This window comes from Arcanobacterium wilhelmae, assembly GCF_029632765.1.
GTDB lineage: Bacteria > Actinomycetota > Actinomycetes > Actinomycetales > Actinomycetaceae > Arcanobacterium > Arcanobacterium wilhelmae.
The window spans coordinates 702,505-725,378 of record NZ_CP121247.1; the positions used below are offsets into that span (position 1 = coordinate 702,505).

Annotated in this window: 22 protein-coding genes and 3 pseudogenes; 15 read left to right on the plus strand and 10 right to left on the minus strand. The window is 60.3% G+C overall.

Annotated elements, in window-relative coordinates; all coding sequences use genetic code 11:
- Nucleotides 1–57: 57 nt before the first annotated feature.
- The 3 genes and pseudogenes from P8A24_RS03050 to P8A24_RS03060 form a co-directional block, all read left to right on the plus strand.
- A complete protein-coding gene (locus P8A24_RS03050) occupies nucleotides 58–498 on the plus strand; it encodes a DUF7768 domain-containing protein (protein WP_278059617.1) in 441 nt (146 codons plus the stop codon).
- Nucleotides 495–1,535 carry a primase alpha helix C-terminal domain-containing protein gene (locus P8A24_RS03055; RefSeq protein ID WP_278059619.1) on the plus strand — a complete coding sequence of 347 codons (1,041 nt, stop codon included), beginning with the start codon at nucleotides 495–497 and terminating at the stop codon, nucleotides 1,533–1,535. Before P8A24_RS03050 ends, P8A24_RS03055 begins: the two co-directional genes overlap by 4 nt.
- Nucleotides 1,468–2,307: pseudogene (locus tag P8A24_RS03060) on the plus strand (IS3 family transposase); the annotation flags it as partial. The gene P8A24_RS03055 and the pseudogene P8A24_RS03060, both read left to right, overlap by 68 nt.
- 306 nt (nucleotides 2,308–2,613) lie before the next feature.
- Here the strand turns inward: P8A24_RS03060 and P8A24_RS03065 are convergent.
- Nucleotides 2,614–4,161: an ATP-binding cassette domain-containing protein gene (locus P8A24_RS03065; RefSeq protein WP_278059623.1), complete on the minus strand. Its 1,548-nt coding sequence runs from the start codon at nucleotides 4,159–4,161 to the stop codon at nucleotides 2,614–2,616.
- Between the two features lie 356 nt (nucleotides 4,162–4,517).
- Between P8A24_RS03065 and P8A24_RS03070 the strand changes: the two genes are divergently transcribed.
- The 3 genes from P8A24_RS03070 (at nucleotide 4,518) to P8A24_RS03080 (ending at nucleotide 5,883) form a co-directional block, all read left to right on the plus strand.
- Nucleotides 4,518–4,823 (plus strand): hypothetical protein, encoded by a 306-nt coding sequence (locus tag P8A24_RS03070; protein ID WP_278059625.1) that lies wholly within the window; start codon nucleotides 4,518–4,520, stop codon nucleotides 4,821–4,823.
- Between the two features lie 27 nt (nucleotides 4,824–4,850).
- On the plus strand, nucleotides 4,851–5,045 hold the full coding sequence (locus tag P8A24_RS03075) for a hypothetical protein (protein ID WP_278059627.1): 195 nt from the start codon (nucleotides 4,851–4,853) through the stop codon (nucleotides 5,043–5,045).
- 265 nt (nucleotides 5,046–5,310) lie between these two features.
- Nucleotides 5,311–5,883: a P-loop NTPase family protein gene (locus P8A24_RS03080; RefSeq protein WP_278059628.1), complete on the plus strand. Its 573-nt coding sequence runs from the start codon at nucleotides 5,311–5,313 to the stop codon at nucleotides 5,881–5,883.
- Nucleotides 5,884–6,035: 152 nt separating this feature from the next.
- Here P8A24_RS03080 and P8A24_RS03085 read toward each other — a convergent pair whose 3' ends face one another.
- The 6 genes and pseudogenes from P8A24_RS03085 to P8A24_RS03110 form a co-directional block, all read right to left on the minus strand.
- On the minus strand, nucleotides 6,036–6,446 hold the full coding sequence (locus P8A24_RS03085) for an ADP-ribosylglycohydrolase family protein (RefSeq protein WP_278060178.1): 411 nt from the start codon (nucleotides 6,444–6,446) through the stop codon (nucleotides 6,036–6,038).
- A complete protein-coding gene (locus P8A24_RS03090) occupies nucleotides 6,386–6,874 on the minus strand; it encodes an ADP-ribosylglycohydrolase family protein (protein WP_278059630.1) in 489 nt (162 codons plus the stop codon). The genes P8A24_RS03085 and P8A24_RS03090 overlap by 61 nt, the downstream gene beginning before the upstream one ends.
- Before the next feature lie 41 nt (nucleotides 6,875–6,915).
- Nucleotides 6,916–7,803: a DUF4300 family protein gene (locus tag P8A24_RS03095; RefSeq protein ID WP_278059632.1), complete on the minus strand. Its 888-nt coding sequence runs from the start codon at nucleotides 7,801–7,803 to the stop codon at nucleotides 6,916–6,918.
- A 134-nt stretch (nucleotides 7,804–7,937) separates the two neighbouring features.
- Nucleotides 7,938–8,483 (minus strand): ArsR/SmtB family transcription factor, encoded by a 546-nt coding sequence (locus tag P8A24_RS03100; RefSeq protein WP_278059634.1) that lies wholly within the window; start codon nucleotides 8,481–8,483, stop codon nucleotides 7,938–7,940.
- On the minus strand, nucleotides 8,467–9,729 hold the full coding sequence (locus P8A24_RS03105) for an MFS transporter (RefSeq protein WP_278059636.1): 1,263 nt from the start codon (nucleotides 9,727–9,729) through the stop codon (nucleotides 8,467–8,469). Before P8A24_RS03105 ends, P8A24_RS03100 begins: the two co-directional genes overlap by 17 nt.
- A gap of 91 nt (nucleotides 9,730–9,820) precedes the next feature.
- Nucleotides 9,821–10,825 (minus strand): annotated as a pseudogene (locus tag P8A24_RS03110) (DUF5692 family protein); the annotation flags it as partial.
- Between P8A24_RS03110 and P8A24_RS03115 the strand changes: the two are divergent.
- Both P8A24_RS03115 and P8A24_RS03120 read left to right on the plus strand, forming a co-directional pair.
- Nucleotides 10,808–11,164 (plus strand): annotated as a pseudogene (locus P8A24_RS03115) (hypothetical protein); the annotation flags it as partial. The pseudogenes P8A24_RS03110 and P8A24_RS03115 sit on opposite strands and share 18 nt — an antisense overlap.
- A gap of 87 nt (nucleotides 11,165–11,251) precedes the next feature.
- Nucleotides 11,252–12,244: a DUF5692 family protein gene (locus P8A24_RS03120; RefSeq protein WP_278059638.1), complete on the plus strand. Its 993-nt coding sequence runs from the start codon at nucleotides 11,252–11,254 to the stop codon at nucleotides 12,242–12,244.
- 57 nt (nucleotides 12,245–12,301) lie between these two features.
- Here P8A24_RS03120 and P8A24_RS03125 read toward each other — a convergent pair whose 3' ends face one another.
- Complete coding sequence (locus P8A24_RS03125; protein WP_278059639.1) at nucleotides 12,302–13,276, minus strand: EamA family transporter; 975 nt, start codon at nucleotides 13,274–13,276, stop codon at nucleotides 12,302–12,304.
- A gap of 100 nt (nucleotides 13,277–13,376) precedes the next feature.
- Between P8A24_RS03125 and P8A24_RS03130 the strand changes: the two genes are divergently transcribed.
- The 5 genes from P8A24_RS03130 to P8A24_RS03150 all read left to right on the plus strand — a co-directional run bounded on the left by P8A24_RS03130 (nucleotide 13,377) and on the right by P8A24_RS03150 (nucleotide 16,968).
- A complete protein-coding gene (locus P8A24_RS03130; RefSeq protein WP_278059642.1) occupies nucleotides 13,377–13,622 on the plus strand; it encodes a ribbon-helix-helix domain-containing protein in 246 nt (81 codons plus the stop codon).
- Nucleotides 13,623–13,627: 5 nt separating this feature from the next.
- A complete protein-coding gene (locus P8A24_RS03135; protein WP_278059644.1) occupies nucleotides 13,628–13,930 on the plus strand; it encodes a type II toxin-antitoxin system PemK/MazF family toxin in 303 nt (100 codons plus the stop codon).
- Between the two features lie 241 nt (nucleotides 13,931–14,171).
- Nucleotides 14,172–14,594 carry a DUF2871 family protein gene (locus tag P8A24_RS03140; RefSeq protein ID WP_278059646.1) on the plus strand — a complete coding sequence of 141 codons (423 nt, stop codon included), beginning with the start codon at nucleotides 14,172–14,174 and terminating at the stop codon, nucleotides 14,592–14,594.
- 106 nt (nucleotides 14,595–14,700) lie between these two features.
- Nucleotides 14,701–15,669 (plus strand): pirin family protein, encoded by a 969-nt coding sequence (locus tag P8A24_RS03145; protein ID WP_278059648.1) that lies wholly within the window; start codon nucleotides 14,701–14,703, stop codon nucleotides 15,667–15,669.
- 159 nt (nucleotides 15,670–15,828) lie between these two features.
- The gene (locus P8A24_RS03150) at nucleotides 15,829–16,968 is read left to right on the plus strand and encodes an L-lactate dehydrogenase (RefSeq protein ID WP_278059650.1); all 1,140 of its coding nucleotides are present in this window, start codon (nucleotides 15,829–15,831) and stop codon (nucleotides 16,966–16,968) included.
- Nucleotides 16,969–17,106: 138 nt separating this feature from the next.
- Here the strand turns inward: P8A24_RS03150 and argH are convergent, their stop codons facing one another.
- Nucleotides 17,107–18,510, minus strand: coding sequence for an argininosuccinate lyase (gene argH / locus P8A24_RS03155; protein WP_278059652.1), 1,404 nt, complete (start codon nucleotides 18,508–18,510; stop codon nucleotides 17,107–17,109).
- A 1-nt stretch (nucleotide 18,511) separates the two neighbouring features.
- A complete protein-coding gene (locus tag P8A24_RS03160) occupies nucleotides 18,512–19,729 on the minus strand; it encodes an argininosuccinate synthase (protein WP_278059654.1) in 1,218 nt (405 codons plus the stop codon).
- 258 nt (nucleotides 19,730–19,987) lie between these two features.
- Between P8A24_RS03160 and P8A24_RS03165 the strand changes: the two genes are divergently transcribed.
- Both P8A24_RS03165 and P8A24_RS03170 read left to right on the plus strand, forming a co-directional pair.
- Nucleotides 19,988–21,433 (plus strand): GuaB1 family IMP dehydrogenase-related protein, encoded by a 1,446-nt coding sequence (locus P8A24_RS03165; RefSeq protein ID WP_278059656.1) that lies wholly within the window; start codon nucleotides 19,988–19,990, stop codon nucleotides 21,431–21,433.
- Nucleotides 21,434–21,530: 97 nt separating this feature from the next.
- Nucleotides 21,531–22,814, plus strand: coding sequence for an adenylosuccinate synthase (locus P8A24_RS03170; protein ID WP_278059659.1), 1,284 nt, complete (start codon nucleotides 21,531–21,533; stop codon nucleotides 22,812–22,814).
- Nucleotides 22,815–22,874: the final 60 nt, after the last annotated feature.

Genomic DNA, 22,874 nt, shown 5'->3' on the forward strand with positions numbered 1-22,874 from the left:
CGCGCCTTGCGCAGGGTGCGTCACCGATCTTGGGCCTTCTGGAAAGTGGAGGCACCAATGACACCGACCAGCAGTCTCGATGTTGGCTTTACGCCACGCAATAAGGAAGGGTATGCCGACTACACGGCATTCCAAGCCTTAAAGAACGCCCAGCGGGCAGAGTTCGGATACCGGCCCCTGGTCTATATTTGCTCACCCTACTCAGGCGACACAGTCGCAAACGTGGAGGTGGCTCGCCGGATCTGCGCCCACGCCGTCGAGGCGAAGAAGATCCCGCTGGCACCACACTTGCTTTTTCCGCAGTTCATGAACGATGAGAACCCCGATGAGCGTGAGCTTGCCATGTTTTTCAACCGTGTCCTGCTCTCACACTGCGAAGCCGTCTGGGTCTACACCCCACGAGTGTCTGCCGGGATGAGGCTTGAGATCGACTGGGCCCACGCCCTAGAGTTGCCGATCCGCTACATCGACGCGGACTTTAGCGAGGTGGTCTTGTGACTATCACCTTGTGCGCATCAGGTGTGTGTGGGGTCCAGTCCAACACCCGCTACCCACACCACCACACCATCACCACCACCGCCGAACTCGCCTCGGTCGCGGCATTCGATCATGTGGCCGCTATTTATGCCGGGGATAAGCGCGGCAATGCCACCTTCATCGAATCTGATTGTGTGGTGATGGATATCGACAACGACCACACCAACATACCATCTGAGTGGATCACCCCCGCCCGGCTCGCTGATCTCATGGATGGCGTGGCGTTCATGACCGCAACCTCACGGAATCACAACAAACCCAAAGGCCAACTTTCCGCGCGCCCCCGCTTCCACGTGTATTTCCCCATCAGCCCGGTTCAGGATGCTGGGGTGTATGCGGGGCTGAAACAAACCCTGGCGGCCAGGTTTGATTTCTTTGACGCGAATGCGACCGATGCTGGCCGGTTCACCTACGGCAACCCCCACGCCCAGGTCGAGATCTTCAACGGTGACACCACTCTAGACGTGTGGCTCGATGAGGCAGATGACCTGGACATGTTTGCCGCGTTCGACGCCGCCACCCAGGTGATCGGTGAAGGCTCACGCAACGCCACCCTCTCGCGTTTCGCTGGCCGGGTGCTCGTGCGGTTCGGGATCACCGACTCGGCACGTGACGCCTTCGATCGGAAAGCCGCACTATGCGAACCACCCCTATCGGAGTGGGAACTGAAACGGATCTGGGCATCAGCCTGCAGGTTCGCAGCTAAGGTTCAATCCAGACCCGACTATCTCCCGCCCGAGGCTTATGAACAGCTGACCAGCCTCAAACCTGACGACTTCACCGATCTGGGGCAGGCGACCGTGCTGGCGGGGGAGTATGCGGATCGGATGTGTTTCTCAGCCGCGACGAACTGGATGGCGTATGAGAACGGGGTGTGGGAAGAAAACGAAGCCAAAGCCCAACGCCTCGTCCAAGAACTCACCAGCCGGCGGTTTCATCACCTCCCGTGGTTACCGCCAATCCAAAGCCCGTGGAATGAGTACGCGCAGTGTTCGTGATGCTGGCCTTGTGGAGCACATTCGAGACGTTCACGGCCGCAACTACGGCGTCTACGGTGTGCGGAAAATGTGGCATGCCTTGCGCCGTGGCGGAATTCAGATCGGTCGGGAACAAACCGCGAGGCTCATGCGCCTAGCTGGGGTATCGGGCAAGGGTAAGGGACGTTCCCCGATCACGACACGCAAAGCCAGAAGAGAAGATACCAGGCCAGATTTAGTCCAGCGTGAGTTTCGCGCTCCTTGCCCGAATCGGCTGTGGGTCGCGGATATCACGTATGTCCGCACCGCGACAGGCTTCGTGTATGCCGCTTTTGTGACAGACGTATTCTCGCGAAAGATCGTCGGCTGGGCGTTATCGGATTCCATGCGCACCGAAGCGTTACCGCTACAGGCGTTGAATCAGGCGATCGTCAGCGCGAAGGAAACTGCCGGGGTGATTCATCACTCGGATCACGGGAGCCAGTACGTCAGTATTGTGTATAACGAGCGCCTGCTCGATGCAGGCATCAGTGCATCGACCGGGACGGTTGGGGATTCCTACGATAACGCGCTTGCTGAGAATGTCAATGGCTCGTATAAGAACGAGCTCATCCATACCCGCACATGGCGTGATGTGCTCGAGGTTGAAATCGCTACCTTCGAGTGGGTGAACTGGTGGAACCAGGCTCGTCTCCACCACACCCTCGACTACCGGCCCCCGGTCGAGGTCGAAAACGAGTACTGGCACAAGGCCAGCACATCAGAGAAAATAAAAATCAGGGCAAATGCCTAGGAACAAAACCTGGGACACTTCACGAAGCTCGCATTGACGCTTATTATTCTGATGGGCAAGAGGCCAAGCGTTTGACGGAACGATCAATCGCCGGCGTTCTTAAGCAGCGGAGTTCCTCCCAGTGCGTGTCAGATTGTTGGATTGTTGTCGGCCTTGCTCTGGGATCGGTATTGGACTTGCCGCAGACGTCCAGCACTGAATGTCAATAAAAGAAAGAGGAACTGAGGACCAAACTTTCTTTTCGTGAGGCTTCGAGCCGCTGGTTGTGTTGAGTACCGAGCGGCCCGTCGCCTCAACCCCAATGGTTTAGAACGTCGCGGTTCCGTCCTTATGCAAGGTCAACACGCGCTCGATCCCGATTCGGTCGATGAAGTGCTGGTCATGGCTCACCACCACAACAGCGCCTCGGTAACTCGCAAGCGCATTCACGAGTTGATCGACGGAATCGATATCGAGGTTATTGGTCGGTTCGTCGAGGAATACGGCCTCCGGCGGAGGGTCAGCCATCAAGAGCCGTGCAAGACACACTCGGAAACGCTCGCCTCCAGAGAGCGTGGAGACGTCGCGCTTCACAGTGTCCCCGTGCAACCGAAAAGCAGCAAGGATCTCGTAAGTGTTGTGTTTCAACCTGCCTGGCGCCGACGTCGAAACGGCATCGAATACTGTTCCGGCCGGTAATTCGAGTTGCTGATCAACGTAACCGATTCGCGCCGTCGCTCGAGCGAGCGCTGCGCGCAGCACGGTCGTCTTCCCGACGCCGTTGTCTCCAGCGATCTGCCAGCGGTCGCCTCCTCCAACGGTCACTGCCACGTCCCCGAACGTGAGCTCGGCGAGCACCTTGGACCGAGGAACATCCGGATCGACGATCGGGATCCGGATCGATTCGTACTCGCGCACGTCCTCTTCGGCACGCTTGAGCTGTTCGCGAGCTTCAATTACCTTTGCGGCTGCGGCCTTCACGCGGCCTGCGCGGCGTGCTTCTGCCGCCCGTTTCGCGGTAGGGTCGGAGAGTTTGGGGCCGCCTTTGACAGCCGTGAATTTTGCCTTTGCTCGTGCGGCTTCGTGAGCGGTTCGCGCACGAATTTGCTCGAGGTCTTTTCGTTCTGCGTTGAGTGCAGATTGAGTGTCGGTGACGTTGCGAAGGGTGGCTTCGCGCATCGCCTCGCGTTGTTCAACATAGTGATCCCAGTTCCCTCCATAAACCACGGCGTTTCCCTGGTGGACTTCCACAATAGTGTCTACATGGTGAAGTAGTTCAGTATCGTGGCTGGCCACAACAACCTGTCCGGACCAATTGTTGATCGCTTCAATTAAAGTCTCACGGGATGGGCGATCCAGGTTGTTCGTGGGTTCGTCCAGCAGCGCGACGCGACGGCGTGACAGCTTCAGTCCTGCCACGCCGAGGCGGACGAGTTCGCCTCCAGAGAGTGTGCGGGCTTCGCGTGACAACACGTTGTCGAGGCTGAGGGAGGGGAGTGTTTCGGAAACGAGTGCGAGTGCTCGGGCTTCGATATCCCAGTCGTCTCCGACGTCGTCGAAATCGGTGGGGTTAACGCTCCCCGCTTCGATACGCTGAAGAGCCAGTAATGTGCGGTCGATACCGAGAATTTCTGCAACGGTTGAGTGAGGTGACGTCGCGATACGTTGTGTGAGCGTCACGGTCGGCGGTGCGCTGATCGAACCCGATTGTGGCGCTAAAGCTCCGTTGATGAGTTTGAGAATGGTGGACTTGCCTGATCCATTACGGCCGACGACGCCGATTCGGCGCTCGGTCAGGGAAAACGAAGCGTTTGCGAGAATCGGACGTTCATCAGGAGAATACGAAAAACAGACGGAAGAAAATGAAATCGACATAGTGCTCCAAGCATCGAAGGTAGCCGGAGCGGTTGCTCGCGGCTGTTCAGATACGCGGAGTGTCGTTCATTGGAGTGTTTAATCCTTTCGTCAGGATGCTCTCACTACATCCGTCATGAGCGTACCACGGCAGTTCGGGAAGCTGTCAACTGCCGTAATGGTAGCGGCAGGACGCGATCAAGATCTCGTCGCATTGTGGCCAAGAACCTACCGGGCGTTTGCGCAATGTTTCGAACCACCGTGAGCAGTTTTCGTGAAGGGCCTATCTGTGAACTCCGGGGCTGTTGTTGGTTTGGTTGGAGTTGTAGCCTCGTGAGACAATCGATGAAGAACGTCGAATGATTCGAGGTGGGTCAATGAAGACCGTCGGCTGGTGGATTCTTGTGGTCTGCCTGTTTTTGATTGTGTTTCCCTGCATGCTTGCGCTCGCGTTTGGTCTGATGCTTGCGGGTGTGCTTGCACCGATAGCGGGTATTGGAAATGTTCTTGCACACCTTGCTGGCTGGCAGATTCATCTGTTTGCACCCGGCACAGTTCCGCTTTCGCCGTGGCTTGCACTCCCTGCTTCATTGTTGATCGGCGTGCTTCTGGTTGTGCTGGGTTGGCTTTTGTGGAAATCGAGCGTAGGGCTTTATCGCTGGATAATGCGCGTGAAGCCATAAGCTCGAAGCTACGTAAGGATAGGACAAATGGAATCTCACGAAGATCGCATCGATGCTTATTATTCTGATGGGCAAGAGGCGAAGCGTTTGACGGAACGATCAATCCTCGGCGTTCGTAAGCAACGGACTTCCTCCCAGCGCACGTCAAATTGGTGGATTGTTGTTGGCCTCGCTCTGGGCTCAGTGCTTGGACTCGCCGCATACGCCCAGCACTGGATTTAAATAAAAGAAATTGGCGCCTAAGATCCCTACTTTCTAATTGTGAGGACTCGGGCGGTGCGTCGAGGAAGATGGCTTCCGGTAGCGGGTCGGCTATAGAAAATCGTGAGGGGCGGGTGAACGGTGTGGTGCGTGGGCTCGTTCATCAGTACGACTCGCCAGTAAGACAGCCTCAGTCATGTTGTTTTGTTAGACTCGGCCTTTGTCGGGGCTTTCGAGCCTGTTCTCCATTTGTGAAGTAGCTGAATCATCCGAAAGGGGCGCCTCTATGCCTCGCGCGACCATAGATAATGCCCTTGTTGCTCGGCGTGTGCTTTTCTATGGCGTGACTGGCTCGGGTAAATCGACTGCGGCGCTACGTTTTGGGGAGGCTCGTCGGCTGTCTGTTGTGCTAGTGGATGAATCTATTGGCTGGCTCCCCGCCAACGTCGCTCCATGGACCAACCGGAGTGATGAAGAAATGCGTTCCATCGCATCCGGGTTGGTGGCCGATGAAGAGTGGGTATTCGACTCCGCCTACGGCCAGTTTCGTGACATCGTGCTCGCACGTGCGCAAGTCATCGTTGCACTTGATTGCCCGCGTTGGCTTTCGCTGGGGAGGCTGATCCGACGCACGTGGCAACGTGCTCGCGATGGGCGCGAGATCTGCAATGGGAACAAGGAAAACTGGAAGCAAATCTTCAGTCGAGATTCGATTGTGCGGTGGCACTTCCAGACGTTTTCGCGGAAACGTGTGCGGATGCGGTCACTCGAAGCGGCGCCAACCGGTGTTCCTGTTTTGAGGCTAACCCACCCGCGTCAGCTCGAGGAACTCGTTGCTCTCGCGATGACGTCATCATGAGTTGACGAGATGATCGTGGTGATCGGCGACCCGCTTGGCTCCGATCAGAGATAACGCCGACGCCGGGTTCCTCCTCGTCCTTGCGCTGTAGTTTTTCGGTTGGGGTCTTTCGCTCCCCCAAGTGGTTCTTCCGCGCGCGATACTGGTGATCGTTATCTCTTTGCCAGACGGTTTTCGTAGCTTGTGACGAAACCCCTCAGGTCGTCGGGCAGGAAGGAAAGAGTAGCCATCGCCATCGTGCGCATCTGCTCATCCACACTACCGTTCTTCGCGTAATACGCCCACGCGATCGAGCCGGTAATCGCGCCCATCGTGTCGGCGTCGCCACCGAGCCAGATAGCGTTGCGAATCGCTTCTTCAAAGCTCATCGACTCGATAAACGCTTGAATCGATTCTGGGACCGTGCCTTGGCACGAGGAATCGAACTGATACGTTGGCTGGATTTCTGCAAGGCTACGCTTCAGCGGGTAGAAAGCCTTCCGCATATAGTCCGCAATCGCGGCTATCGGTTCACCGGCGCGTGCCAGATAAATCGCTGCGGCAACTGCCTGTGCGCCTTTGATTCCTTCCGGATGGTTGTGTGTGTGACGGCGGCGCTCAGCTCGGCGAAGTGAAGAGCTTGATCGAGGCTTGCCGCAAGCTCGCCGGCGGCACTCACTCGCATCGCGCTCCCGTTGCCCCACGAGAGATATGGCGACGTGTTCGTCAGGCGTAACCACAATTCGAATCTCTCCCCGTACGACCCCATCGGAGTAGGGAAGCGACGTCCGATTTCTTTCATTCGGGCAATCAGCAAATCCGTGAGGCGGTGATCTGTGCGCGCGCTCTCCTCCAACCCAAGAAAATCCGTAAATGCCATTCCCTGCGCGATCGTCATGAGCGAATCATCAGTGAAATCCGACCCGTCAGGAAACAGGGCAAAATCCCGCCCGTGAACTGGATCGAACTCACGGGTCGAGCCGACGACGTCGCCAATTATCGCACCGATCACGTTTCCGCCTCCCTCACTTCATCTTCACCCGTCAAGCATGCTTACCCCGCCAGCGGCTTTCCGTTTTCGAAGATGAGTGGTGAGCCGTAGTCCACGTTCGGCCCATCGTCGTACATGCCGCGCAAATACTTTGCGAGGTCGGCGCGCGAGGCGAACGTGATCGCACGGTAGGGCTGGTCGAACGCCAGCTTCTCAACGAACAGCAGTCCGCTTCCCGCGTCAACGAGAACGCCCGTGTGCCCGATAAACGAGTACGCCTGCGCGTCGAGCGTGTCGTGGATGAACACCGAAATCACGGACGCCTTCCCGCTGGCGAACGTGATTGTGTGGTCAGCAAAGTACTTTTCGACGTCGGCGATCCGCTTCGCTTCGTCTTTGTTTTTCGTCGTCGGGACGCGCCCGTAGAGAACATCGAAAGTTGGCTGCTCGCTGGCAAAAAGTTTCGGCGCGACGGCGATCTGCTCGTGGTCGATAAAGAGCTGCGATGCGTCCGCTCCCGCAGGTTTGCCTGCGCCAATGAGCGAGTGTGCGAGCGTGAACACCGTGATTCGGCAGTTCGTGAGGCGCTGTTGCGCGCCGGTCGCGGCAGAGACCGTGCCGTCGTCGGCTTTAGCGTTCGCCAGCGGGGTTGGCGAAGCGATGAGCGAACCTTTCGGGGCGACGGCGGTCAGCGAGCGTACTTGCTCGGCAAACGTGTCGACGTCGGCTTGCGGTAGCCCAGCGCCCGCAAGCGCGGCCGTCACTTTCCCAAGCGACTCCTCGCTACCGAGATTCGTGAACGTCCCCGGCTCGCCGACGTCGATCACTGCTACTTGCGCACTTGCGGACGTGCTCTCGGCAGTGGGCGACGACGTCGGGGCGGGCGACGACGTCGGGGCAGAACAGGCAGCGAGAGCCAGGCACAAGCCGGTGGCAAGAAGTTTCTTCATTCGCCAAACGATACTCCGCCGGCGGGGTTATGTCGCGGTCTGCACTGATCCGCCGGGCAGTTTTATCGTGATCGTGAAGCTACACAACTCCGCGCGGAAACATCAACACACTCAGAATTTCTCGATTTGGTGTGTTACTCCGCCGGCTGGATGGGGAGTAGCTCCGCGTTGAGGAAGTAGACGACGTCGGTGGGGGAGTTGGTCAGCGCATTCTCGTCGGCGAGCTTCGCGATCTTCTTGAAAGCTGTGGAAAGAATCGTGGCTGCTTTGCGTGCGCTGTCCTCGCTCAAGCCGATAAGCCTGTCGCCTTGGAACGCTGGCATGTCCTCGCGTCCGAACGTGAAGTTCAGCGATTTCACGAGCATCTCCTGCTTGTAGGCGCCGGCCATTGCGGCGAGCGTGGGGAGTTGCTCGCGGCTGACCTCGTCGTCGTGAATCGCAACTCCGCCGTCGGGAATTTGCCACCAGGTTTCGCGCTGGTCGCCGCTGCGCGCCACGCGCACAACGGCCCCCGCCTCCTCCAGTTTTGCGATGTGGTACGAAATTTTGTTCGCTGCCTCGCCAATCGCGCCCGCGATGTCGGACGTTCGGAGCTGCCCTCCGAGCGCGAGTTGCGCAAGAATTTTTACGCGCAGTGGGTGGAGGAGCGCGTCGGCGCGGGTTTTAGCGGAGCGAGGCATGGACATATTCCTCCCATTTGTCGGGCGTCGGGATGTGGCGGATCAGCGCGCGGCTTGCGGCGATCCCGGCGCCGCACAGCATGCAAGCCGCGCAGAACGCGACCGCGACGGAGGGGTGGACGTGCTCCACAAGCGCTCCCGCGATGATCGGTGCGAGCGCGCCCAGCCCGGAGCTGAGAATACCGAGCGCTGAGAGCACTCGCCCCTGCAACTCTACCGGGACAATCGCGGCAACAAAGCCGTTCATCGACGCGTTGATCAGCGGCAGAACGAGGCCGATCGCAATCGCAGTGCCAATCATCACCGGCAACGTTGGTGAGAAAAACGAGGGGATTCCTGCGATCGCGAAGAATGACATGGCCGCGATGGTTGGCGGCCCGGTCCTCAGTGCCCCAACAAACTTCCCGGCAATCAGTGTGCCGAGTAGGAGTGCGGCGCCGAGCGTGAGTGAGAGGTAGCCGATCTTCACTGGGGCGGTTCCGTGCGCTGCGAGAGTGAAGACGTACGTGTTCCACAGTCCGCTAAAACCTAGGTTGAAAACGAGCAAGGTGCCGGCGAGGGCTGCGAAAATTCGTTTGCCCGCTATCCATGCCAGGCCACTCGCGAAATCACGGCAGAAATGGCGCTCGCTAGAATCGGGCGAGCGCGGGTTGAGGTTGCGCCGGATCAGTGACGCGGCGGCGAAGGCGGTGAGGTATGCGCCCGCGCCAACGCTGAATGGGAGCCAGATGAACAGCGCGTAGAGGAAGCCACCGGCCGGCCCAGAGAGGAGTTCGATTGCGGCATCGCGGCCCTGGTTCGCGGCTTGCGCCTTGGGGAAGTTTGCTGTGGCGACGATTGAACGTAAGGCGGCGTTGCTTGCCGTACTCAGCAGCCCGTTCACCAGCGAGGCGAGCGAGGCGCACGCGAGCAAGATCCAGAACGTCATTGTGTGCCACGCGATCAGCAGGCTTGCGAGAGCCCAGATTCCGGCACCGGTGAGTGCCTGGATTTTGATGAGGGTTTTTCGGTCGAACCAGTCCACGATCACTCCGCCCGGGATGGATGCTGCGAGGGCGATCGCCATCGAGACACCGGTGATCAGCCCGGCTTGCGTAGGGGAGCCGGTGAGTGCGACGACGAGGAGTGGCATTGCAAAGGCACGGATCGAAGCGCCGACGGCGGTGCCCGTGTCGGCAGTGAACCAGAGTGCGTAATCGACGTTCCAGAGCCTCGGGGCTGGCTCGGGGCTGGAGTTTGTGTTCATGCCATCATTGTAATTAGTTCAAATAAACTGCGCAAATAAATTGAACTAATTGTCTGTACGCTCTTCGCCGCCGGCGCTCGAGCTGGCGGTGTTACTCGCGCTCCGTCACTCCTTTTGCGAGTAGGGTCGGGTCTGCTGCGAGCGGAGTACGCGGCTTGGGATAGCGCTTGTCTTTCTTCCACCAGGGCATCCAGCCAACGTAGCCGTCACGCGGCGGGATATCGCTCTCCGGTTCGAATCCGAGCTCGGTGGGGGTCTCCTTGATCATGTCGGTCACCCAGTACTTGTCGCGATCGTCGGTGTGCTCGCGCATAATCGTGCGGAACTCGCCCAACTCGAAGAAGAGGCAATTCGTCCACGGATTGCGGCCGAACACGCGAATCTTGTAAAGCCAGTACCCGAACAGCCACAGGTTGAAAAGCAACGCCGCCCAGGCGCAAATTTGGTTAGCCACGGGATTCATTGTGGAGAAGTTCGTCATGATGCTCGGGCGAACCAGCAGCTCAGGCAGGATATTGTTCGCTGCGATCCAGAACATGAGCGTGAAGCAACGGAACCAAATCCACTGGCCCTTCGCCCAAGTGAACGCCGGTACGGTACAAGCCAAAAGCAATGCAAGCGTGCAGTACCAGGTGTAATCGGCGAGCGAGTTGTACAAGAATGCGTGGTTCCACAGGTCGTAGGCGATAATCCACGGCCACACCATGTCAACCCAGATCAGCCCGCGCACCTTCGCCGTCTTAGGCGAAGAAATGAAGATCTTCCCCAAGCCCGTGATCGTGATGATATTCAGGAAGCCGGCCGCTGCAGTGATGAGATTCCAGTAGCCCCCGATCGTTCTAAAACCAGTTGCGGGATCGATCCCGATTCCGCGTTGCTCAAACACGGCGCTCACAGCCGAATACCACTCGGGGGAGAGCGGGGTTTGGGTGAGCCCACGAATCTCCGGAAGCCCAGCGATCATCGAAACCGAGCGCGCCTGATCAATATCCATCAAACACTGCGCATTCGATGCGCAGGCCAGGTATGTATCTTTCTCGAAGAAAATCGTGATATCGCGAATATTTGCCTCGGTGATGTTCACCGCCAGGCCGAGTTCCGCAAGAAGCCGCAGATCCAGGCGCGCATCAAGCGCGCGGTTCTGGGTGGCAAAGTGTTTGGCTTTGGCACACCCGCGGGCCGTTACGACGGCACCCCGCTCTACGAGAACACCCACAACACGTGGTTGCGTTACGGCCGCATGAAGCCGGCGTGCACCGAGTTGCGCGAGCCGGTCACCGAGAACGCGGCCTGGCCGCCAACCGGCCCCGGCACGCCGTGGGCCGGCGACGTCGACGAACACTACTTCGACGGCTGGAGCGAGCCCGAGTTCTCCTGGGACGAGCAGATTCGCCAAAAGATGGAGGGCACCTACCTGAAGAACTGGGGTAAGGAAGCTGCGCCGACGACGACGGAGGGCTCGGCAGCGACGGCGGCACCGGCGTCGTCGGGCGAAGCCGGCGAGAAGGAGGCGAAGTAACCCATGGAGCCAACCTATCCCACCCTCTTTTTCTTTGAAGTGGGGCAGTGGTGGGACTATGCAATGCTCGCGGTGGTGATCGCCGCGCTCGCGACCGCCGCGTGGCTCGCGATCCGCAGTAAGTGGATGGCGATCGCGTCGTTCATCGTGATTCCGGTGTTGCTCACGATGTTCTGGTGGCCGTGGTCGACGGCCGGCACAAGTTCCGCCGGCTGGTTCCCGATCGTCAAACAGTACTCGGCGCTTCTGGGCTCACTTTCGCTCGTGGCGCTCCAGTATTTTCCGAAGCTGCGCACTAAAGCGTGGTACTTGTGCATTCCGCCGCTGATTCTGTCCGTCAACATCCTTGAAGCCGTGATCCGTGATTTTCAGTGCTACTTTATTCACGGCGTGGACCCCGAGAACAATATGCTCACATGGGGCGGCCCGTGGAACATCATGAACGGTATTGCTGGAATTTTGAACCTGCTGATGATCTCCGGCTGGGTCGGGATCTATGTCGCAAAGGGGAAGAACAAGCAGATTATCTGGGGTGATCTGACGATCCCGTGGATCATCGCCTACGACCTGTGGAACGTTGCCTACGTGTACAACTGCCTGGCAGACCGCGCATGGTATTCGGGCGTGGCACTGCTCGCGGCATGCACGATCCCGGCGTTGATGCGCGGCGGGCGCGGCGCATGGATCCAGTATCGTGCATACACGCTCACGTTCTGGTCGGGTGTGGTGCTCACGTTCCCGCATTTCATGCACGATTCCGCGTTCGCACACCGCTCCGCGCACAACCCGCAGGCGATGTTCATTGTGTCGCTGTTGGCGTTGCTGGTGAATGTAGCGGTTTTCGCGTGGCATGCGTACCGAGTTGTTACGAAGCGGCGCAACCCGTTGACCCAAGAGGTCTACGCGGATACGCCCGAGAGCATGCGAATCGCGGCCGAGTTTGCCGACGCCGATGTGCTGGCTCGTCGCGACGCGCGGCTGGCGAACCGGGGCTAGCACGATTCGTTGAGATGAAAATGGCGAGTTTCATGGGAACTCGCCATTTTCATGTTCTCAGCCGCGAGCGAGGGCCACCGCCACCGTGATGCAACCCAAGCCAACAAGCTCGCCCGGCGTCGGGATCTGGCCCAGCAACGCAACCCCAACGAGCATCGACGTCGCTGGAAACAGCGAGCTGATCAGCGAATAGGTGGACGTGGGAATGTGTTTGAAGAGCAAAACATCCAACAAGAACGGCAGGAGCGAGGAGAGAACAGCCACGCCGATCATCATCGCGAGCAGGCGGTAATCCGTGAGGATCGGGCCGAAGCCTATGATCGCGAGCGGAAGGTAGGCGAGAGCGCCGGCGCAAAAGCCGATCGCGAGGGCGTCGGGCCCGCTTGCGCCCGTGCTCACCTTGCGCCCAGTCCAAATGTAGAGCGCCCAGAACAGGCCGGCGAACAGCGCAAGTAGAACACCGAGGAGCTGACCCGGCGCGCTCAAATCCACACCTACCCACGAGATCAGGAACACGCCAGCGAGCGCAAAACCAATGCCGACGCGCTCGCGGATACTTCTGCCGGTGAGTGCGGCGAGCACCACCGGCCCGAGGAACTCGAGGGCCACCGCCGTGCCCAGGTGGATCAGTGAGATCGCATAGTAAAACACCACGTTCATGGTGGTCAGCGCCAGGCCGAACGCGGCCGGCGCGCGGAGCGTGAGCCACGCTTGGCGTGGGTGGCACCAGGGGATTTTTGGCCGGCGGATCGCGGCTAAAACGATCCCTGCGATGGAGAAACGCCCCCATGCCACCGCGCCCACGGTCGCCGCCGCGAAGAGCTGCACGGCGATCGATGCGCCCACGTATTGCATGATCGCCGAACTGATCACGATCGCGGGAGCAAACAGCGCCACGAAGTTGCGCTCGTGGCGGGGGAGCCGCGGTGGCTCGGCTGGCTGCACCACGGGCTTGGCTGGTGTGCCGTGCGCAATGTGTGGTTCGGGCGCGCCTTGCATGCCCGACGTCGGGGTGGGGTTTTCGGTACTCACAATCGGCCAGTCTAGCGACGAAAACCGCCCCTCGCCCCGGCGTCTGTGAATGTGAGATTTTGGCATTTCCTTCGAATGCTCAATGTGTCATACTATGTGCATGACAGTCCAAATTGCAGTTCGTATCCCTGATGAGTTAGCGGAGTTTATTGACGCAGAGGTGCATAAAGGTGGCGCACGCAATCGCACTGATTTTGTTACGAGTGCGATTGAGCGTGATATGCGCCGTCGATTGGCCATGCGTGATGCTCAAATTTTGCGTGAGCAGGGGGCAGAGGATGATCTCGACTCCCTAGTTGCGTGGTCAGCGGGGCGGAGCAGTTCGGTCTTTTCTGACTTGGATTGAGAACAATGCGTGAGATCCGTTTAGCGAAATTAGACAAAACTCGCCCAGTCCTTATCTTGACCCGTGAAATAGCGCTTCCTGCAATGCGGAAAGTGACCGTTGCGCCGATTACCTCAACAATTCGTGGGTTAACCAGCGAAGTACGAGTGGGCCAACGCAACGGTCTTGATCACGAGTGTGTAGTGGCTTTAGACAACATCACCACGATCCCTCAGACTCTGCTCGGAAAAAGAATCGGCTATTTCTTCGATGAACAGGAAAGTGAATTATCCTTGGGGCTAAGTCTCGCTTTCGATTTACCTTTCTAGCTACTCTCGGCGGTTGTTTTGGGGCGTGCTCACCCGGTTCAGCACCGGCACGAGCGCGATTAGTGCGCACAAGGCAAGCGCGATAGCGCCCGCGGGCGCTGCGATGAGCCGCCCGAGCTCCGACGTCGGCGCCGAAACTTAGCGTCACGCGCGTCGCTCGCCGTCGCCAAGCGTGCCGTGTAGGGTGGAGCAAAAGCGCGGGCAACACCGCCACGCGTGCACAACCCGCCAAGGAGAGAACATGAAGAAGATCTGGATTGCCGCATGCGTGTATGCTGCGCTCGGCCTGTTTGCGGGCCTGCTGTACCGCACACTCACGCATTCGATGGACGTGATCCCCAAAACCCAGCTGGCCACCCTCCACACCCACTTGCTTTCCCTCGGCATGATCGTGATGCTCGTGGTTCTCGCGCTCGACGCCGTCTTCCATATCTCAAATACGCGCGCATTCAAAGGCTTCTTCCACGGCTACAACACCGGCCTGGCGCTCACCGCCGGCGTGATGCTCTGGCAGGGGATCGTGCAGCTCGGCGGTCACAAGGCGGGAGCCGCGGCCGCAGGCATCGCTGGCCTGGGGCACATCGCGATCACCGTTGGCATCGTCTTCTTGCTGGTCAGCCTGGCGGGCCCGGTGCGCGAACTCGCTGCCTCGCGCGAAAGCTGAGCGCCGGCGTCGGGAATCGGCTAAGCGGCGGACCTTGAAAGTCCGCCGCTTTCGCTGACGCCAAAATACCCCCACCTGCCTGCGCTTTCCCCGGTAGCCTGTGTGCATGGAGAATCGAGCCGCAGTAGAAATCATCACCTCCCGCGACGTCCCGCTCGGCGGGCCTCGCGCCATGACGGTCAAGCGCACGCTCCCGCAGCGCCAGCGCTCGCTGATCGGCGCCTGGTGTTTTTGCGACCACTACGGGCCCGACGACGTTTCCGTCACCGGCGGAATGGACGTTGCCCCGCATCCGCACATGGGCCTGCAAACCGTTTCGTGGCTTTTCGAAGGTCAGATCATGCACAACGACGCAGCCGGCTACCACGCCGTCGTGCGCCCGGGCGAAGCCAACTTCATGACCGCCGGCCACGGCATCTCCCACTCCGAAACCTCCACGCAATCCACCACCCGCCTCCACGGCGTGCAACTGTGGGTGGCACTACCCGATTCGGTTCGCGACGGCGAGCGTCGCTTCGAAAACTACGTCCCCGAACCGGTTACCTTCGACGGCGGGCAGGTCCTCGTCTTTATGGGTGAACTCCTCGGTTCGACCTCGCCGATCACCTGCTTCACACCGCTCGTCGGCGCGGAGATTCGGCTCGACGCCGGTGCGCGCCTCACGCTGGACGTTGCCGAAAGCTTCGAACACGGCCTCCTGCTCGACGCCGGCGACGTGCTGCTCGAAGGGGTGCCGGTAGAGCGGACGCAACTGGCCTACACCGGCGTCGGCGAAACCTTGCTGACCATCGAAAACACTGGCCAAACCGAGGCTCGCATGCTCCTCATCGGTGGGGAACCGTTCGAGGAATCGCTCGTGATGTGGTGGAACTTCGTGGGCCGCACGCACGAGGAAATCGAGCGGGCGCGTGAGGAATGGCAAACCCACTCGGGCCGATTCGGAACCGTCGAAGGCTACATTGGCCACCACCAAGACGGCCCGAGTTGGCTACCCGCGCCCAAAATGCCACACACGCCGATCCGGCCGCGCATCAACCCCGCACCCGTCGCGCGCCCTGAAATGCGAATCGACTAATTTGTGACGCCGAGGCCGGGGGCTACTACGAGATGAGAGGGTTTGAAACATCGTGTTGAGCTCGCTCACATAGGGGTCTCCGGCATGGGCATGTGAGCCCTCGCGGAACTAGCCTTAAGAGGTATTCGATAGTTGCGTTTAGTGGCAAAAGGAGTAGCGATGAGCGCGAAGAAAGACACACCAAGCACTACGGACAAGAACACCAACTCACCACACGCCACTGCCGCCCAGGAAGGCGTAACGACGCCGGTGCCGGAACAGGTCCAAAAGAACGTTGAGCGAGTCAAGGCAGCCGTTGCGAAGAATCGCGCGCACCAGAACTCGAAGATTATCTTGATCGGCGACGGCGCGGTGGGCTCCTCCTACGCGTACGCCCTCACGATCGAGGGGATTGGCCGCGAGCTCGGCATCATCGACCTCAATAAGAAGAAGGCAATTGGCGACGTGATGGACCTGTCCGACGCCCTGTCCTATACCTCGCCGAAGAAGATTTTTGCGGCGGATTACGAGGATTGTGCCGACGCCGGCCTGATCGTGATTTGTGGTGGCGCTCCGCAAAAGCCGGGGGAGACCCGCCTTCAGCTCGTGGATAAGAACCTGCGCATTTTCCATGACATTATCTCTTCGGTGATGGCAACTGGCTTCGACGGCATGATCCTCGTGGCCTCGAACCCGGTGGATATCCTCACATACGCGGCCTGGCGCTTCTCGGGCCTGCCCTCGAGCCGCGTGTTTGGTTCGGGTACAGCGCTCGATTCGGCGCGTCTACGCAAGGAGATTGGCGAGCTGTTCAACGTGGACGCCCGCTCGGTGCACGCCTACATTATGGGCGAGCATGGCGATAGCGAGTTCCCGGTGTGGTCGAACGCGAATATCGGCGGTATGGCCCTCTCGGGCTGGATTATGCGCGATCCGAGCGTGAACTCGAAGGCGCTGGTGGACATCTTCGACAAGGTGGTCAACGCTGCCTACAAGATCATCGATGCGAAGGGTGCCACCTTCTATGGCATCGGCGTGGCTCTCGCGCAGATCACAAAGGCGATCGTTCGCGATGAGAACTCGGTTCATGCGATTTCTGCATACCTGGACGGCGAGTTCGGGGTACACGACATCTACACGGGAACTCCGGCCGTGATCGGAGCCGAGGGCGTGAGCACGGTGATTCCGATCCAGCTCGATATGGTGGAAACCGAGCACTTGGAGAGCTCGGTGAAGGTGCTTCGCGACATCATCGACGAGTCCTTCGCCAAGTTCGAGAAGGACATGGGTATCAAGGTTCCTGCGGGCGTCATCGGCTGATTTTCTCAGAAGTGAGCGGTGAGGCGGCAATGCCGCCTCACCGCTTTATTGTGCCCCGTCAGTTTCAGTTGCTGCCGACGCCGGTGCCCACCGACGCCGGTGCTAGCCGTTGCGTTGGCATCCGAAAACGCCGCTAGATCACTGCGCACCCGCCGAGATCCTGAGAGTGGCGAGTTCTGAACGCACCGCCGCGATATCTGCCACCACGGCCGCAGGCGCGGGGCCTCCGGGGATGTTTCGGCGTGCCACGCATGCGTCAATGTCGAGGAAGCCGTACACGTCATCCTCGATCACGTCTGACTCGGCCTGGAAAACTTCAAGCGGGAGATCTTCGAGAACCGTGCCGTGTTCGATGCAGTAGTGGACGAGCGCCCCGGAGTGTGCGTGAGCCTCGCGGAACGGCACTCCCTTCGTCACCAGGTAGTCAGCAAGGTCGGTGGCGTTCGTAAAGCCGCCGGCGGCGGCCTCGCGCATCCGCTCCTCGCGCACGTCCAGCATGGCGATCATGCCGGTGAACGCCGGAACCACGAGCCGCACTGTATCCACAACGTCGAAAATCGCCTCCTTATCCTCCTGCAAGTCTTTGTTATAGGCGAGGGGGAGGTTCTTCATCATCGTGAGCAACCCGAGGAGGTGCCCGAAGACGCGAGAGGTTTTCCCACGGGTCAGTTCGGCCACATCGGGGTTCTTTTTCTGTGGCATGATCGAGGATCCGGTGGCGTAGGCATCGTCGATCTCGACGAATGCGAACTCGGCCGAGCTCCACAGGATCACCTCTTCGCTCAGGCGCGAGAGGTGCATCATGAACAGCGAGAGCGCCGCCGCAACTTCCACAACGTAGTCGCGGTCCGCGACGGCGTCGATCGAGTTCCCCATCACCGCATCGAAGCCGAGCAACTCGGCGCTCATTGCGCGGTCGATCGGATAGGTGGTCGTAGCGAGCGCGGCCGCGCCGAGCGGGGAGACGTTCGCCCGCGCCCCGGCGTCGGCAAGCCGCGCCAGATCGCGCACAAACATGTGTGCGTAGGCCATGAGGTGGTGACCGAACGTGATGGGCTGGGCTCGCTGGAGGTGCGTGTAGCCGGGCATCACGGTGGAGGTGTGGGCCTCGGCTACAGCAATCACCGTGGTGGTGAGCTCGCCAATCATTGCCGTGAGCGTTGCTAACTCGCCACGCATCCACAGTCGTAGATCGGTGGCCACCTGATCGTTACGGGACCGGGCGGTATGGAGTTTCTTTCCGGGCTCGCCAATGCGCGCCGTGAGCTCCTCTTCGACAAACATATGGATGTCTTCCGCACCGTTATCGAAAGCGAGCGTGCCCGATTCGATATCAGCCTGGATGCCGCGCAGCCCGCCAACGATCGCGTCGCGCTCGGTATCCGTCAGCACGCCGACTGCTGCCAGCATGGTGGCGTGCGCGATCGAGCCGGCGATATCCGCGGCGTACATGCGCTGGTCGAAGCCGAGCGAGGAGTTCATCTTCGCCACATCGGCGGCAGTCGCCTTTTGGAACCGCCCGTCCCACATCATTTTCGCCATGTCAGCCCTCGAGCATTCCGTTGGCGGCGCGCATCTGTGCCACGACGGCGGTGGGCAGGCCGAACAAGTTAATAAAGCCGGTGGCATCCCCCTGGTTGTACACGTCGTCCTCGTTGAACGTGGAGAGTTCTTCCTGGTAGAGCGAGTACGGCGAGGTAGTTCCTGCCGGGGTGACGTTGCCTTTGTAGAGCTTGAGTTTCACGACGCCGGTGACGACTTTTTGCGTATTGTCGACGAACGCACTGAGCGCCTCGCGTAAGGGGTGGAACCACAAGCCGTTGTAGACGAGCTCAGCGAACTTTTGGGAAACGAGATCCTTGTAGTGGAGCGTATCGCGATCGAGGGTGAGGAGCTCGAGCTCGCGGTGAGCCGCGTAGAGCACGGTGCCGCCCGGGGTTTCGTATACGCCGCGCGATTTCATTCCCACGAGGCGGTTTTCCACGATGTCGGCGATTCCCACGCCGTGCTTGCCGGCAAGCTCGTTGAGGTAGGTGAGCATCTCGACGTCGCCCGTGACGTCGTTCACGCGCACCGGAACGCCGTCAGCGAATTCGAGTTCAACGTACTCGGCCTCGTCGGGGGCTGCCTCGGGCGTGTTCATCAGGTGGAGTAGCGAATCGTACTTGGGCTCGTTTGCCGGGTCCTCCAGATCCATGCCCTCGTGCGAGAGGTGCCAGATGTTTTGGTCCATGGAGTAGTTGTTTTCCTTGGTGACCGGCACGGGGATGTTGCGCGCTGTGGCGTACTCGATCTCTTCGTCGCGCGAGCGGATGTCCCAGGTGCGCCAGGGGGCGATGATCTTCATGCCGGGGGCAAGGGCCTTGATGGCGAGCTCGAAGCGCACCTGATCGTTGCCCTTGCCGGTGCAGCCATGGGCGATGGCGGTGCAGCCTTCAGCCTTCGCGATTTCCACCATGCGCTTGGCGATCACGGGGCGAGCGGTGGAGGTGCCCAGGAGATACTTGCCCTCGTACACGGCGCCGGCCTTGAGAGTGGGGTAGATGTAGTCGGTGATGTATTCCTCGGTGAGATCCTCGACGTAGATCTTTTCCGCACCGCACGCGAGGGCCTTCTTTTCGAGGGCTTCCTGATCAACGCCGATGCCGACCTCGCCAGCCATTGCGACGACGTCGCAGTCGTAGTGTTCCTTCAGCCACGGGATGATGATCGAGGTGTCGAGGCCGCCGGAGTAGGCGAGAAGAATGCGTTCTTTAGACATTGGGGAACTCCTGAAAATAGTGAATAAATATCCGCTTATGGTGATAACTATACTCTTGAGCGGTGGTGATGCAAATCCACAATATGGATTTTTTAATTCCATATTGTGGACGCAGAGGAAATTAGTGCCCGTTTTTCACCCCTGCAAAACCCCGAAATGTCGCCATTGGCCAAATAGCGAGACGCACTAATCTCGAAATATGAGATTCTTGTGTGAATTGGCTTCACTTCCAGCTCGCCGCTCCCTAGACTCAACGTCGTGAAATTCCTTAACGATTCAAAGCCCCAGTTCGAGCTCACGTACGACGACGTCTTCATGGTGCCGTCGCGTTCCTCCGTCGGATCACGTTCCAACGTGGATCTGACCACCGCCGATCACACCGGCACCACCATCCCCCTCGTCGTTGCGAACATGACGGCGATCGCCGGCAAGCGCATGGCGGAAACCGTGGCCCGCCGTGGCGGCCTCGTGATTATCCCCCAAGACATCCCCGTCGACGTCGTGATCGACACCGTCGCACAAGTCAAGTCCGCCCACCTCCTGTACGACACCCCCGTCGTCGTCAAGCCGCACCACACCTGCGGATACGTTCGCGGCCTGATCCCCAAGCGTGCCCACGGAGCCGCAATCGTTGCGGACCCGGATTCGGGCATCCCGCTCGGCATCGTCAACATGGACGACGTCACCGGCGTGGACCGTTTCACCCAGGTCAAAGAAGTGATGAGCACCCGCCTTCTCACGCTCCCCGAGGGAGTGGACCCGCGTGAGGCATACGAAACGCTCAAAGAGAGCCATTATCCGCTCGCCCCGATCGTTGACGACGCCGGTGCGCTTGTTGGCGTGCTCACTCGCGCTGGCGCTGTGCGTGCCACGATCTACCAGCCGAACGTGGACGCGAACGGCTGCCTGCGCGTCGGCGCAGCGATCGGGATGAACGGCGACCCGGCAGGCAAAGCGAAGCGCCTGGTCGAGGCGGGTGTGGATCTGATCGTGGTCGATACCGCCCACGGCCACCAGGACACCATGCTCGAAGCCGTGCGTTCGGTGCGAGCCGTCGTGCCCGAGGGATTCCCGATCGTGGCCGGAAACGTTGTGCACGCCGACGGCGTCCGCGATCTCGTTGAAGCCGGCGCAAGCATCGTCAAGGTGGGTGTCGGCCCGGGCGCGATGTGCACCACCCGCATGCAAACCGGCGTCGGCCGCCCGCAGTTCTCCGCCGTGCTCGAGTGCGCCCAGGAAGCCGAAAAGCTCGGCGCGCACGTCTGGGCCGACGGCGGTGTGCGCCACCCGCGCGACGTCGCCTTGGCACTCGCGGCCGGCGCCTCCAACGTGATGATTGGCTCGTGGTTCGCCGGCACGTACGAATCGCCGGGCGAGCTCCAGTGGGACGCGAACGGCCGCCCGTACAAGGAGTCCTTCGGCATGGCCTCCAAGCGCGCGGTGAAGAACCGCACCGCGAAGGAATCGGCTTTCGATCGCGCTCGCAAGGCGCTCTTCGAAGAGGGGATCTCGGGCGGGCGCATGTTCCTCGACCCGGAGCGCCCGGGCGTTGAAGACCTCATCGATCAGATCGTCTCTGGTGTGCGTTCCTCGTTCACCTACGCAGGCTCGGCGAACATCGAACAGTTCCGCCAGCGCGCGATCGTTGGCATCCAGTCGTCCTCCGGCTACCGCGAGGGCGCACCGGTTCCGACCTCCTGGTGACCTCCCGACGTCGGTGCCCGCCGAGCGTTAAGACGCGCCCTGGGCACCGGCGTCGCCAGGTGCCGCAAAACACAAACTTCACAAAGAAAGAACAGTAATGACGGATCAGATCGCAGCAATCGTGGGAATCAACTGGGGCGACGAAGGTAAGGGGCGCATGGTCGATCTTCTCGCCGCCCAATACGACGTGGTGGCGCGCTACCAGGGCGGCGGGAACGCTGGCCACACGGTGGTCAACGAGCATGGCACGTTCGCGCTTCACCTGCTGCCGTCGGGTATTTTCAACCCGGGCGTGATCAACGTGCTTGGCAACGGCGTGGCCGTGAACGCCGAGCAACTCATGCGCGAGATCGACGACGTTGCGGCGCAGGGTGTGGCCGTGACGCCACAGAACCTGGTGGTTTCCGAGCGTGCCTCGCTACTGCTGCCGTGGCACCGCGACCGGGACAACCTCGAGGAGGCGCGCCTTGCGGATAAGCAGTACGGCTCCACGAAGCAGGGGATTGCGCCGTTCTATTCGGACAAGTTTGCGAAGAAGACGATCCTCGCGGGCGAGCTGCGTAATCGCGAGGCGCTGCGCAAGCACGTGGCGCTGCTGCTCGAGTGGGAGAACCTCACTCTTGAGGGCGTGTACGGGGCCGAACCGACGTCGCTGGACGATGTAATGGAATGGATTGACGAGTGGGCGATGCGCATGGTTCCGTTCCTGGCTGACCCTGCGCAGGTGCTCGGCGACGCCCGCGCGGCCGGCAAGCGTATCCTGTTCGAGGCGCAGCTTGGCGCGCTTCGCGACATCGACTTCGGTATCCACCCGTTCACGACCTCGTCGAATACGATCGCTGCATACGCGCCGGTTGGCTCTGGCTTGCCGAGCGCCCGCGTGGAGCGCGTGGTAGGCGTGGTGAAGGCCTACTCGACGGCGGTGGGTGCTGGCCCGTTCGTGTGCGAGTGGGACGGCGAGAAGGCGGATCGTCTGCGCGACGCCGGCGGCGAGTATGGCGCGACGACGGGGCGCCCGCGCCGCGTTGGCCCGATCGACATCGTGGCCACCCGCTATGGCGTTGAGGTTCAGGGCGCTACCGAGATCGCGCTGACGAAGATGGACGTGCTGTCCGACATGGACGAGATCCCGGTTGTCGAGGCCTACGAGCTCGACGGCGAACGCACCGAGCGTTTCCCGTTCCCCTCCGATCTGGACCGTGCCCGCCCGATCGAAACCTCGCTGCCGGGCTGGCGCACCGACATCTCCGGCGCGCGCACCTGGGACGAACTTCCGCAAGAAGCACGCGACTACGTGGAGTATGTTGAGTCCAAGATCGGCGCGCGCATCAGCTACGTGTCGGTGGGCGCCGAACGCGACGCCTACATTGTGCGCAACTGACTTGCGCAGGCAGCCAGCGTCGGCGAAAACAGAACACCGACGTCGGGCGCGCTGGCTGAG